This is a genomic window from Aminobacterium sp. MB27-C1 (genome assembly GCF_030908405.1).
Lineage (GTDB): Bacteria > Synergistota > Synergistia > Synergistales > Aminobacteriaceae > Aminobacterium.
In genome coordinates, this window is sequence record NZ_CP133089.1 from 2,124,454 (window position 1) to 2,137,782 (window position 13,329).

Annotated in this window: 10 protein-coding genes; 1 reads left to right on the plus strand and 9 read right to left on the minus strand. The window is 42.9% G+C overall.

All coding sequences use genetic code 11. The features are described 5' to 3' along the window. The 3 genes from RBH88_RS10230 to RBH88_RS10240 form a co-directional block, all read right to left on the minus strand. A complete protein-coding gene (locus RBH88_RS10230) occupies positions 1-807 on the minus strand; it encodes a transporter substrate-binding domain-containing protein (RefSeq protein ID WP_213695685.1) in 807 nt (268 codons plus the stop codon). 29 nt (positions 808-836) lie between these two features. Then, the gene (locus RBH88_RS10235; protein WP_307879611.1) at positions 837-1,895 is read right to left on the minus strand and encodes a M20 family metallopeptidase; all 1,059 of its coding nucleotides are present in this window, start codon (positions 1,893-1,895) and stop codon (positions 837-839) included. Positions 1,896-2,034: 139 nt separating this feature from the next. After that, positions 2,035-4,608, minus strand: a complete 2,574-nt coding sequence (locus tag RBH88_RS10240; protein ID WP_213699778.1) for an adenosylcobalamin-dependent ribonucleoside-diphosphate reductase — start codon at positions 4,606-4,608, stop codon at positions 2,035-2,037. A gap of 214 nt (positions 4,609-4,822) precedes the next feature. Here RBH88_RS10240 and RBH88_RS10245 point away from each other — a divergent pair, with 214 nt between their 5' ends. Next, a complete protein-coding gene (locus RBH88_RS10245) occupies positions 4,823-6,004 on the plus strand; it encodes a MalY/PatB family protein (RefSeq protein WP_213695688.1) in 1,182 nt (393 codons plus the stop codon). Positions 6,005-6,061: 57 nt separating this feature from the next. On the opposite strand, the gene RBH88_RS10250 is transcribed toward RBH88_RS10245, so the two are convergent. The 6 genes from RBH88_RS10250 to RBH88_RS10275 are packed head-to-tail and all read right to left on the minus strand — an operon-like array spanning position 6,062 to position 13,326. After that, a complete protein-coding gene (locus RBH88_RS10250) occupies positions 6,062-6,649 on the minus strand; it encodes a DUF1847 domain-containing protein (RefSeq protein ID WP_213692219.1) in 588 nt (195 codons plus the stop codon). Beyond that, positions 6,636-7,967 (minus strand): serine dehydratase subunit alpha family protein, encoded by a 1,332-nt coding sequence (locus tag RBH88_RS10255; RefSeq protein ID WP_213692220.1) that lies wholly within the window; start codon positions 7,965-7,967, stop codon positions 6,636-6,638. The genes RBH88_RS10250 and RBH88_RS10255 overlap by 14 nt, the downstream gene beginning before the upstream one ends. A 23-nt stretch (positions 7,968-7,990) precedes the next feature. Then, positions 7,991-9,367: an adenylosuccinate lyase gene (gene purB, locus RBH88_RS10260; protein ID WP_213692221.1), complete on the minus strand. Its 1,377-nt coding sequence runs from the start codon at positions 9,365-9,367 to the stop codon at positions 7,991-7,993. A gap of 16 nt (positions 9,368-9,383) precedes the next feature. After that, the gene (locus RBH88_RS10265) at positions 9,384-10,733 is read right to left on the minus strand and encodes an MmgE/PrpD family protein (RefSeq protein ID WP_213699776.1); all 1,350 of its coding nucleotides are present in this window, start codon (positions 10,731-10,733) and stop codon (positions 9,384-9,386) included. A 12-nt stretch (positions 10,734-10,745) separates the two neighbouring features. Next, positions 10,746-12,122 carry a class II fumarate hydratase gene (fumC, locus tag RBH88_RS10270; RefSeq protein WP_213689873.1) on the minus strand — a complete coding sequence of 459 codons (1,377 nt, stop codon included), beginning with the start codon at positions 12,120-12,122 and terminating at the stop codon, positions 10,746-10,748. 19 nt (positions 12,123-12,141) lie between these two features. Continuing rightward, positions 12,142-13,326 (minus strand): NADP-dependent malic enzyme, encoded by a 1,185-nt coding sequence (locus RBH88_RS10275; RefSeq protein WP_213695690.1) that lies wholly within the window; start codon positions 13,324-13,326, stop codon positions 12,142-12,144. Between the last annotated feature and the right edge of the window lie 3 nt (positions 13,327-13,329).

Consider the following 13,329-nt stretch of genomic DNA (forward strand, 5'->3'; position numbering starts at 1 on the left):
CTATTTCATTCCGCTGAACGAAGTAATATCTAATCCAAACCACTCCATAGAGATTTTGGAAATAGTGCCATCTTTACGAAGTTCTTCTAATACTGGATTCACTCTATCCATTATTCTCTGACTATTCTCGTTTCCACGAACGTAGGGATATCCAACAGGGGTCGCCAACAATACCAAGGGATCTATTTTGCAATCGATACCCATTTTACGAATATCTCCCATCATAGTTATAGGGTTGCCAAAGTAAGCATAAATCCGCCCCATATCTACGTCTTGAGGAATATGTCTGAACTCTTCATATGGAACCACTTTGATTTTTTCATCGGGATCAAAGGTTTTGATTACTCCTGCTGCGGCAGATCCTAATGCAACGCCAACCTTCTTGCCGTACAAGCCTTCAATAGAAGTAACCTCTGGGGTTCCCTTTTTTGTCATAAACTGCAACGCTCCGCTACCATAGCTATCGGAAAAATCATATTTCTTTTTGCGCTGAGGGGTAATGCCAAGAAAATGAGTTATAGTATCAATTTCGCCATTGTCCAAAAGGCCAAAAAGACCGGATATGCTGTTATATTTATATTCAAGTTTCAAGTTAGCTCTCTTAGCAATTTCTTTCCAAAGATCGGCTTCAAACCCCTTAACTTCTCCGTTCTCTTTAAATATATAAGGCTGCCCGTCCTCTTTAGCTCCAATACGAACCAATAAAGTTTCAGAAGGAACCTCAGCCGCTAAAGCGGAACCAACCCCCATTAACATAAAGGCCATAATCACTGCTGCAAATAAAGAACTACGAATTCTACAGATCATTCAATACTCTCCTTCGACGTTATATTTTGTTATATTTCAGGGTCATCAAAAAATGCCCTGATAAAACCCAAAGTAGCCTCGATTCCACTCTCCAAACAACGGGGATCCGCATCAAATTTAGGATTATGATGGGGTGCTCCGTACCCCAACTTTTGATTGGCGCATCCCAACAAAGCATAGAGACATGGGAAATGGGTCATATAGCGCCCCATAGTATCGGAAGCCATCCACGGCTCTATCTTTACTAAATCTTCTTTCGGGAAAATTTTTTGAAGAGCATTATCTGCAAGAGATACCAGGCAAGAATCATTCACCACTGCTGGATATGGCCCTAAATAATTCATCTCACCTCGGCATGAAAAAGCTCTGGATATGTCTTCTACCATAGACGTTAACGCGTTTTTGGCTTTCTCTTCTTGTTCTGGGTCAAAAAAACGAATCGTTCCTGAAAAAGAACACTCCTCGGGAATGAGATTACGAGCTGATCCGGCATGAACACTACCTATAGTAAGAACTAAAGGTTTTATAGGGTTAACTATCCGCGAAGATATTACATTGATACCACAAATAATCTGAGCGGCACATGTAATTGGGTCTGCTGTTTGATCGGGCCTCCCACCATGGCCCCCCTTACCCCTAATTGTTATGTCAAATTTTGACGATCCAGCCATAATGCCACCAGATTGGAGAGCCAACTTTCCACAATCTAAGTGAGAGCAAAGGTGAATTCCCCAGCCGGCGGTAGGCCATCCAAGAGATTCTAAAGCTGAAACCATAGCGTCTACCCCTTCACCTGTCTCCTCTCCAGACTCAAAACAAAAGTATATGTTTCCTGGAAAAACAACACTATCACTAGACAAGACCTTGGCTACGGCAAGAAGAATGGCTTGATGAAAATCATGACCACAAAGATGTGCTGCATCTTCCGTTAAAGAGCAAACTTTTTTCGCGCCTAATAAATTCGACGGGGATTCAACACAAGGAAGAGCATCCATTTCCGCACGAAGCATTATAGATTTTGAAGCTCCACTGCCCTTAAGTGCCCCAAGTATGCCGTTCTCCACTACAGAAGAATAAACGCCACGCATACGACATCCTCCATAGATATAACTCTTATTCTGCAAAGTTATGCCGTAGTATAGTGTACAGTAAAACATTTTGTCAAGATTAGTTATCATCAATAAAAAAAGCCGGCCTCAAGTTTGAGACCGGCTAAATCTTTTATTTTTACTTACACGGTGAATAACCGCAGCTAAAACAGTAAGCACATCCAGAAATCATTTCCATGGGGCTGCCACATTCGGGACATTTCAAATCCCTATGTTCTTCTTCCTGCCCTTCTTTTTCTATCAATTTTTCAAGAAGCATGGCGATAGCATCGGGGATAGAGCGCGCAATATGTGTATCATCGTAGTCGAACACCCAATATTCCTTTCCAGAAAGGCCTTTCAACGTAGCTATAAAGTCTTCAAGTTTTCCACCACTTCGCAAGCCGATTGAAATAGCCCGTGAAAGAGCTTCTGTCATAGCGTTCAATTCTGAGCCACTTTTGCCTATTGTTGCAAAGACTTCAAAGGGGTCGGTTCCATCAAAATTAAGGGTTACATACATGCTGCCCCACGGAGTCTTCTGCTTAATTGTCTTTCCAAAAACAACAAGCCCTGGCCGTTTTTTAACTTTGCTTGTGTGAGGAACTTCTTCTTTCTTTTTAACTTCAATGGGTTGAGCGGAACGAGAGCCGTCTCTATAGATGGTGATTCCCTTAGCTCCCATTTCATAACACATTTCATATACTCTCTTCACGTCGTCTACTGTTGCCGAATGAGGCAAGTTCACTGTTTTACTAATGCCACTGTCAATGTATTGGGAGAAAATGCCTGTTACCGCAACGTGTTCATCAGTAGAAATATCATAAGCCGTTACATAGTTCGGGTTAGCGATTTGCCCTGTCTGTTTCAGTTCTTGCAACTGTTCTTGGTCTATGAGCTTATGGCAAAATTCTCGCATTTCATGGCCTGAGCCGTCAGTTTTCATTATGCGACGTGTCCACGACCATGCAAAGTTAGGCTCAATTCCAGAGCTTGTATCCATAAGCATGGAAATCGAACCTGTAGGAGCAATGCTTAGCCGCCGACTATTTCGAATCTGCCCCGTAGAGAGGGCTTTCAATACTTCTTTTACTTTTGAAAGACGTTCTTTGTCGTCTCCCAGTCTCTCGTTGTTTATAAGGCTTTCAATAGCATTAACCAATGTATAAGGAACCGTCTCTGTCTGCTTCATGAAGGCTAAAACGGCATTCATGTCATCAAGATCGGCCTCTTCAAACCACGTAGAGGTAAAGAGCTCTTCTTGTTGTATCTCTGCCTTGAAGGCATCAAAAAGCTTTTTAACCAAGTGGCTTTCATCGAAAGGAGTTTTGCCCATAACTGAAACAAGCTCTTCAGTTGCAGAGAGAGCGGCAGCTGACATGCTTTCTCCGAGAGCCGTACAATACTCATTGAAAGAGTCAGAGCCATAACGCATTCCAAGCATAATAGCAGCATCAGCAAGCCCCATAACACCAAGACCCACCGGACGAATTTTCTTCGTTCGTTCCTCAATGCGAGGCAAAGGATACGAGCAGGCATCAATAACAAGGTCAAGGTAGTATATTGAACGATAGACCTGATCGATAAAGCCCTCAGCATCAAAAGCAGAAACACCGTCTTGTGTCGTAACAAAGGCTTCAACGTTGATCGAACCAAGGTTGCAACTCGTATAGTTAGGCAACGGCTGTTCGCCACAGGGATTCGTCGATTCAATGCACCAGTCTTTATCAAGTTTTAGAAGGTTGTCGGCATTCGCTCTGTCAATAAAGAAAACTCCGGGATCTCCCCGTCTCCACGCACTTTCACACAGTTTGTTCCAAAGCTCTTCAGCTTTAACTGTACGTGCTTCTGTGCCATTAATACGGGACATGAGCGAAAAATCGCCGCCGGTATTCACAGCTTCAATCAAGGCATCTGAAACGCATACAGATATATTGAAGTACGAAAGTTTTCCTTCTTCGACTTTGGCATCAATAAAATCCATAATATCGGGATGATTGTCGAAAAGCATTCCCATGAGAGCAGCACGACGACGTCCTCCCTGAACAACAACAGAGCCCATGGTATTCCATGTCTCCATAAAGGAGATTGGGCCACTAGCCTGTCCACCTGTTCCACCGTTAATTCCTGCCCCTTTTTCTCTTAGCCATCCAAAATTGCCACCAACGCCGCCGCCGAATTTACTGATGATGCTGGCGTCTTTGACGGAATCGAAAATTCCTTCTATGCTGTCGGGAATGTCAATAACAAAACACGCAAAAAGCTGCTGGTTTTTTGTTTTCGATGCAAGTAGCTTTTCGTAGTCATCGAAGGTCATGTCGTCAGGTGATTTATAGATCATCGACGCAAGTTCTGGCTCGATGGTCATTCCCGCTCCGGCCCCGAAAAGGCATGGGGAATTAAACAAAAACCTCCGGTTTAGAATATCGTTAAAGATGTTCTTTTCTAGGGTTTGAAGCCAAGAAAGAGCGTGAGAATCATTTTTGTCGAGATAGAGGGTCTCGGCACTGGCGATAATACGCGCCACACGGCGTGCAAATTCCTCAAAAGAACGCTCCTGACGTACCGCACCTATTTCCTCATCGTAACGATCAATAAAATAACGCTGGGTAAGAAGCCACATGGCATTTTCTGACAAACGAGGAGTTGAAGGGTGCTCAAGCACGCTCAGGTCGATCTGTCTATTAAAGCGTTCTTGAAAATGTTTCATCATATCTCTCGACCTCTCTTTATAAAATTGCCCTATATATGGGGCTTATGAAAAGTAAAAACGCTAATTATAAATTTAGCACAAAATTTTTTCTCATTATATGGTCGTAAATACTCTTTTTTTCTTGGGACATTTATTACAATACTACCCAGGGTGTAACATGATATCATAATGCTGCATGTAAAAAAGCATAAACTTCTGCGGAGGAGGAAAAGTAGTGAGTACATATAATTTCGATACTATTATTGATCGACATCATACTTCGTGTGAAAAATGGGATTTTCTAAAACAAAAATTTGGGCGTGACGACTTGCTTGCCATGTGGGTTGCTGATATGGATTTTACAGCCCCTCCAGAAGTTATTGAAGTGCTTAAAGAACGAGTTGACCACGGGATTTTTGGCTACACAGGAAAAACAGAAAGCTATTTCGAGTCAATTGTACAGTGGGTTGACAAGAGACATGACTGGAAAATTAAGCCTGAGTGGATATGCCATTCCCCTGGTGTAGTTCCTGCGCTCTCCATGGCTGTTCTCGCTTTAACTCAGCCTGGCGATGGTATTATTTTACAAACACCTGTATACCCTCCCTTTTATAGTTCAGCAAGCGGTCAGGGACGTCATATTGTAGAGAACCCTCTTGTGCTTCGTGATGGCCATTTTGAAATTGATTTTGATGACCTTGAGAAGAAAATAGATCCGTCGGTAAAAATGCTCTTCCTTTGCAATCCTCATAATCCGACTGGTAGGGTCTGGACAGAAGAAGAATTGCGAAAGATTGGCGAAATTTGTGTTCGTCACAACCTTATTATTGTGTCTGATGAGATTCACTCAGATATTATCTATAAGGGATTCCGCCATATTCCAATTGCATCTCTTTCTGATGAAATAGCAGCGAGAACTATTACGTGTATTGCTCCAAGCAAAACTTTCAATATTGCAGGGCTCTCAACGTCTGCCATTATTATTCCTGATGAAGATCTTCGAGCTCAGTACACTTCAATCCTAAAATTTCTTCATATCGACAGTGGAAACATCTTCGGAACATTTGCATTGGAAGCTGCATATCGAAAGGGAGAACCTTGGCTTGAAGAGTTAATTGAATACCTTGAAGGAAACGTAAATTTTATCGAGGAATTCCTGAAAGAGAACATTTCCTCAATAAAGCTGATTCGACCGGAAGGAACATATGTTCCTTTCATTGACTGCCGTGAACTCGGCCTTTCTGGCGACGAACTTCTTGATCTGTTCGTCAATAAGGCTCGTGTAGCTATGAACAACGGAGCCTGGTTCGGTAAGGGCGGCGAGGGCTTTATGCGTATTAATATTGCTGCACCTCGAACCGTTATCAAAGAGGGGCTCGAAAGAATTGCACGCGCTGTTGCGTGTATTGAAAAATAACGATAGATAAAAAGAGCGGAACCTCTGTTTATGAAGGTTCCGCTCCTTTTTACTCTTTTATTCCGTTCTCTCTTTTAAGGGCTTGCCCAAGTTTTTTCTAATGTATGGACAATAAAGAGCTGCTACAGGATTATGTCCAAGTTTCCGATCTTTTACAACTAATGTCGTCACTGGTGCTTTCGAGTGACGGTAGAAAACAGAATCATGACCTACGCATAAGCCTAAAAGGATATTGAACTCACATCCCGCCTCGTTTAAAACTCTGGCCTGCTCGGCAGGATTGCATGAGGCACTTCCCAGCCAGGGGCGTCTTTCCATTCCAAGGCTTTCTTTTGTCATGCCGCCAACTTTGCAACAGACAGAATTGAGTTCAAACTCCTTGGAGATGATATCCCCCAAAATGGCAGCTTCTTCGGCAAAACCAACACAAAAAGCGAGCCCCAACTTTTTAAATCCCATTCGCCGCGCAAATTCCAGTGTTTCATCAACTCGACAGGCTTCTCCATAAAAGAGAGCTTCGATCTCTGCTGAAACGGTAACAAGCCGTCTATCGAGAGAATTTTCCTCATAGAGAGCCAAGCTGTCTTTAGTAACACATGGATTTCCCTCTCTACAAGGGTGGGCTTTACACTTATGACACTGCATGCTCAGATGGGTCCTCCTCTGCATATCGTCGAGAGACGAAATCAATAATGATATTATCTACGTTTGTCATACCTTCGATATTAATTGCTGCAGCATTGGCAACAGTTTTTTCTATCGTTTCATCAACAACGCCTTGAGGCCCATCGAGTTCGTTTCCATCAAGCACAATCATAGCTGCACAATAAGCCTCGTATGCTCCCGTTCCAACCTTGAGAGCACATGTATCTTTTGCTCCATCACAAAGCATACCAACGAGGTTACTGACAAGAATCTCAACAGCCTTTTCTACTTTATGCAAATCTTTTGAAAGAAGGAATGTTATACCAGCTGCTGCACCAGCTCCAGCGGCAACGCTGCACCCACATACAGGGCTTAACCGTCCCATTCTGCTTTTAAGAAAGCTCGTGGTAAGGTGGCTGAGTGTAATAGCTTTTGCCATTTCTTCTTTATTTTTATGATAATGCTCTGCCACAATATATACGGGCAAAATCGCTGTTATTCCGTGATTTCCGCTTCCAGCACTGCTCATAACAGGAAGGGGAGCTCCGCCCATTCGTGCATCTGAAGCAGCGGCAGAAATAGCTTTTATTTTATTACCAAGGGTTCGGGTATCCCCATCTTCAACATATTTCATCATGGATTTACCTACACCGAGCCCTAATTTTCTCTTAGGATCAAGCCCAAGTTCGGCAATTTCCATATTCATTCGTACGCCTTCCATAACATAATCAATATCCTCTTCGTCCATATTATCCATGATGCTTACGAGGTCACGATAGGACATTGCTTTGATCTGGTCAGGAATACTTTTTTCATCGTTTTTATTTGCATTCTGAGAAATTCCTTGAAGGGCATATGTTGATTTGCCATCAAGAGTAACTTTAACAATATTAGTGTGGCTTCCTTCAATGACACATTCAGCGGTGTGATGTTCTGTCGTCACTATAGCCCGCACATATACACCATGTTTATTCATGTCGGGTAAAACTTTAACGCAATTCTGTTCTATGAGGCTCTCTGCCTGCGTTACAGCGTTATCAGTACAATCTCGCAATACTTCAAGGCCGTAATCAGCATGACCACAAATGACCGCCAGAGCGGCAGCGATAACATTTCCTTTTAAGCCATTTGTGCCTGGGATGCCGACTGCAATTCCATTCTTATAGATACTGCTGCTAACCGTTGCTTCTACATTTCTAACTTTCTCACGGCCGGCCTCTTCCCACGCCCGGGCGACAGCCAACGCTACCGCACCGGGCTCAGTACACCCAAGTGCGGGTTTTACTTCAGAGTGCAAAAACTCTTTCACTGTAAACATATTTCTTCCCCCTTTATATTGTGCTAGGCTAAATATTCTTTATCTGAAGCAGACAACTCTTTTGAACGAGCAATAACTTGCTCTGTTAATTCAACAGATTTTCCTATGTGTTTTGAATAATCCATAACAGCATCAAGCTCAGCTGATGACACATGTTTCTTTATTTCAGGGTCATTCATCAAAATGTCTCGGAACTTCATATTGTTGTTTTGTGCTTGCATTACGGCATCACGAATGAGATGGTGGGCTGTTTGTTTTCCTACTTTTTTACCTATATAGAACATGAGAGCTTCAGAGAAAAGCATTCCATGGAGCATATCTAAATTTTGGGAAATTCTTTTTTCATTGATATCCAAACCAGCTAAGACAGCGTTACACGCCTCAAGCATCTTCGCTGTCATAATACTGCTTTCCGGCATAGAATGCCAGTCTAGACGCCAGCTTCTTGTATCTCGCTCGTGTTCAGAAATCATACCCTGAAGTCCAAGATTTGCATTAGAAATAACGATTCGAGCCATTGCAACAACAAATTCAGATGTTTCGGCATTTCTCTTATGAGGCATAGTGCTGCTACCAACATAATGTTCTCCCAGAGGCTCTTGAAGTTCGAGAATTTCTGTTCGGCTTAACTGGAATATCTCGTTTGCGATTCTTCCTATGGTTCCTGCAATCATTCCCAGTACGGAAAGATATTCTGCGAATGTATCACGAGAGCTTCCCCAGCCTGTTGCGGGAACTCCCAAGTCTAATTCTTTCATTACACCATCTATTGTTTCAAGAGCCTTTTCACCAAGGCCAGCCATAGTACCTGTGCCGCCATGAAGCATTCCTACGAAAAGAGTCTCTTTCATATGTTTCATTCGCTCAATATCTCTACGAACTTCAGCAATCCACCCTGCAAATTTCAAGCCTAATGTAATAGGAAGTCCCTGTTGGTTGTGAGTACGGCCTGCCATGGGGAAATCTTTATATTTTTCAGCAAGTGGAATCAATATCTCTTCCATACGGCAAAGATCTCTGAAAATGATGTGATATGCATCGCGGATTTCCATAACCATTCCAGTGTCTTCAATATCTTGCGTTGTGGGGCCATAATGGATGTATTCTCCAGCATTACCCTCGCAGATATTCTGAACAGCTTTAATAAGAGGAACAAAGGAATGTCCAGTTTCAGCTATACCTTTTTTGATAGCGTCTATATCAAGAAGCTCCATATGAGCTTTTTTCTGAATTTCCTCAGCTGCTTCTTCAGGAATAACTCCAAGTTTCCCTTGAACTTTAGCTAAAGCAGATTCGATATCCAACCATCTCTGGTATCTTTTTCTATCATCAAAAACAGCTCGTGCTTCTTCTGTTCCCCAACCATTTTTATAAAATTCAGAATCAATAATATGAGACATCTCTTAAGCCCTCCGCTTATAGTAAGGATTCAAAATCAAATGCATTAATTTTATCCATGTCATATGTCCAACGAACAATACTTTCTCGTTTTTGCTCTGAAAATCGATACGATGTCAGTTGGTTAAACTTATCAATCATTTCTTCACGACTCATTGGTGTTTCTGGATCCCCACGTCGGTATAAGTTCTCTTCCGTAAGAATTGTTCCATCAACGAGCTCTATAGAAACTTTACATGGACGACATTTAGGAAATTTCTTATTTACATCTTCATCAAAAACTAGTTCAACTTTCTTCATTACGTTCTGGATAGTTGAATCTTTTAAGGTCTCTTCGGTCATATTGACAAAAGTAATCTCTTTTTTCGTTATCAAGAAGGCCAAACAGAACGGTATGCTAAATTTTGCTTCTTCCAATGTCCGTGGATTAAGAATGCCAGCAACATCGATGGCTTTTTGATAAACTCGAGCTTCAATCCGCTTGATTTTCTCTGGGTCAAGTGGAGTTTTCTTTAAAATTTTTTGAGTTGCGTCGATCATGGAGTGGGTCTGTCCACAAGTGGGATACCCCTTAAAGTTAACCTCACTCACTTTATATAGAGTTCCTAATCTATCGTTTAATTTTGCATAATTACTCGATGGGGAAACCGCTTTACAAAAGCCTTTTTCCCCTTCGAAAATATGCTCAGGACCAGGAATATTCTGTTGAGCAAGACGAGCAGCGATAATTCCTGAAAGAACAGCTTTCCCTGGATGGAATGGTTTTGCTTCTACCTGTCCATCAAGAAGGAATTGCCATAATCCGGATGCCTGAGCCCCAGCATGAGCAAGTGCCCAAACAATTTGTTCTTCAGATAGATCTAAAATTTTCGCCGCCGCAGCCGTAGCACCGAAAGTTCCTGCTGTTGCAGTCGTGTGCCAAATAGTGTAGTGATCTTGCCCAAGACACTCTCCTACACGGATAGCCAAATCGTATCCAGCAACAGCTGCTTCAATAGCCTTGTGACCAGTTATGCCTTTTTCTGCCCCGAGAGCCCAAATTACCGGAAAGACAACTGTTCCGATATGCATAATCGATTCACGGTGCCCATCATCCACTTCAGAAATATGCCCCAACGCTCCATTGGCAAAAGCAGCCCATAGAGGATTCGTTTTCTGATCGCTTCCTAATATAGAAAGATTTCCAACCCCACCCATTTCAAGAGCGAAGTTTATATATTTTTGAGTTATGTTAGGATGCTCATAGGCGTTCAGCACCGCCCCTAACCAATCCAAAACACAATCTTTTGTTTTAGCTACAACTTCTTCTGGAAGTTTTTCATAGGCAACGCCATGAATAAAAGAAGCTAATTCTCTGGAATAACTCAATGTTTTTCCTCCTTATGCGTGGGGTCCTACCATGTTTTTAGGCTGCACCCACATAGAAAACTCTTCCTCTGTAACGTACTGAAGAGCAAGAGCCGCTTCTTTCAATGATGTTCCGTTTTTATGAGCTGTTTTAGCTATTTCAGCTGCTTTGTCATAACCAATGTGAGGAGACAAAGCTGTAACAAGCATGAGAGAATTATTGAGATTATGCTCAATTTTTTCGTTATTAGGAGTAATTCCAGCAACGCAATTCTTCTCGAAAGAAATCATTACATCAGCCAATAAACGGCAAGATTGCAAGAAGTTATAGATAAGCACCGGCATATACACATTAAGCTCAAAGTTGCCCTGACTTGCAGCAATACCAACAGCAGTGTCATTCCCCATAACCTGAACGGCAACCATAGTTACAGCTTCACACTGCGTAGGATTAACTTTACCTGGCATAATAGAACTTCCCGGCTCATTGGCAGGGATGATAAGTTCACCTAAGCCACAACGAGGACCTGATGCGAGCCAACGAACATCGTTAGCTATCTTCATAAGATCAGCAGCCAAGGCTTTGAGAGCACCATGTGCGTACACTAATTCATCTTTACTCGTTAAAGAATGGAATTTATTCGGTGCGGTTTTAAAAGGAAAACCTGTCAAAGTCGCTATTTCCTCAGCCACAAGGCGAGCAAAATCGGGATGTGCATTTAACCCCGTACCGACAGCCGTTCCCCCTAACGCAAGTTCTTTGAGACTGTCACTTCCTTGCTTAATCATCATTTCACAGCGATCAAGCATGTTCACCCAGCCACTAAATTCCTGTCCAAGGGTAAGTGGCGTTGCGTCTTGCAGGTGAGTCCGGCCAATTTTTACTATATCCATAAAAGCTTCAGACTTCTTTTGAAGAGAGGCCCGCAATGTTTTTAACGCAGGCAAAACACTTTCTTCCAAAGCAAGAACTGCCGCTATATGCATAGCTGTCGGGAAAGTATCATTGGAACTTTGCGACATATTGACATGGTCGTTGGGATGAACAGAAGCTTTTTCGTTTATTTGATTAGCTCTATGCGCAAGCACTTCATTCACGTTCATATTTGATTGGGTGCCACTTCCCGTTTGCCAAACAACAAGCGGGAAATTTTCTGAAAGTTTATTATCTAGAGCTTCATCAGCGGCCTGTATAATCGCTTCGGCCTTATCTTTATTCAATTTATTAAGTTTAACGTTAGCAAGAGCTGCGGCCTTCTTCAAAATAAAAAAGGCATGAAGTACTTCTGCAGGCATCTTTTCCGTTCCAATTTCGAAATTCTGGAAGCTTCTTTGAGTTTGGGCACCCCACAACTTATCGCTGGGGACACGCACCTCTCCCAAAGAATCTTTTTCTATTCTAAAATCCATGGTCAGCCTCCTAAGAGTTTTATACTCGAGCTACACCTGTTTTTCTGGCTGCCTCTGCGACAGCTTTGGCAACAGCCGGAGCAACGCGAGGATCGAGAGCTTCGGGAATAATTCTTTCAGCTGTGAGTTCATCCTCAGAAATAAGCTCAGCGATAGCCTTACTGGCAGCAAGTTTCATCTCTTCGTTGATTGTGCTTGCGCGAACATCAAGAGCGCCTCTGAAAATGCCAGGGAAACCAAGACAGTTGTTGATCTGGTTCGGGAAATCGCTTCTCCCTGTAGCAATAACAGCAGCACCGCCAGCCTGAGCTTCATCAGGATAAATTTCAGGCGTAGGATTGGCCATAGCAAAGATAATGGCATCTTTGCCCATTGTCTTTACCATGTCAGTGGTGAGAACTCCAGGCGCGGATATGCCGAGAAATACGTCGGCTCCTTTCAAAACATCTGCAAGAGAACCTTTCTCTTTGTTGGGGTTGGTCTCTTTGGCGATCTCTTCCTTGGCCCAGTTCATATGCTCCGGACGGCCATCATAAATGGCGCCGCTACGGTCACACAAAATAACATTCACAGCCCCGGCAGAAAGAAGGAAACGACAAATAGCCATTCCCGCCGCTCCGGCACCACTCATAACAATTTTCACATCTTCTATCTTTTTCTTCACCAATCTGAAGGCATTGAGGAGACCGGCGAGAACGATAACGGCTGTTCCATGCTGATCATCGTGAAAAACAGGGATATCGCAAATCTCTTTTAAGCGTCGCTCAATCTCGAAACACCGAGGAGCAGAGATATCTTCAAGGTTGATGCCACCGAATGCTGGTGTAATAAGAGCTGTAGTCCGAACAATTTCGTCAGGGTCCTGTGATTTGATGCAGATAGGAAAGGCATCGACTCCGGCAAAACGTTTGAAAAGAACAGCTTTCCCCTCCATAACGGGCAATGCTGCTTCAGGTCCTATATCGCCGAGTCCGAGAACGGCAGAACCATCGGTAACGACGGCAACCATATTCCCTTTTGACGTAACGTCATAGACGGCTTCAGGATTCCTTTCTATTTCACGGCAAGGTTCGGCAACTCCTGGAGTATAGGCAATAGCCAGATCGGCCATGCTCTCTACGGGAAGCTTGCTCGTAATGGCAACTTTCCCTTTGGATTCCTGATGGGCAGATAGTGCTTTAGCGTAAATTTCCTCTTTGCGCATAAT

Coding starts and splice junctions, on each gene's coding strand:
- purB (WP_213692221.1), bottom strand. CDS start 9,367: ATGTCTCATATTATTGATTCTGAATTTTATAAAAATGGTTGGGGAACA.
- RBH88_RS10255 (WP_213692220.1), bottom strand. CDS start 7,967: ATGTTTACAGTGAAAGAGTTTTTGCACTCTGAAGTAAAACCCGCACTT.
- RBH88_RS10235 (WP_307879611.1), bottom strand. CDS start 1,895: ATGCGTGGCGTTTATTCTTCTGTAGTGGAGAACGGCATACTTGGGGCA.
- fumC (WP_213689873.1), bottom strand. CDS start 12,122: ATGGATTTTAGAATAGAAAAAGATTCTTTGGGAGAGGTGCGTGTCCCC.
- RBH88_RS10230 (WP_213695685.1), bottom strand. CDS start 807: ATGATCTGTAGAATTCGTAGTTCTTTATTTGCAGCAGTGATTATGGCC.
- RBH88_RS10250 (WP_213692219.1), bottom strand. CDS start 6,649: ATGCAGTGTCATAAGTGTAAAGCCCACCCTTGTAGAGAGGGAAATCCA.
- RBH88_RS10275 (WP_213695690.1), bottom strand. CDS start 13,326: ATGCGCAAAGAGGAAATTTACGCTAAAGCACTATCTGCCCATCAGGAA.
- RBH88_RS10240 (WP_213699778.1), bottom strand. CDS start 4,608: ATGATGAAACATTTTCAAGAACGCTTTAATAGACAGATCGACCTGAGC.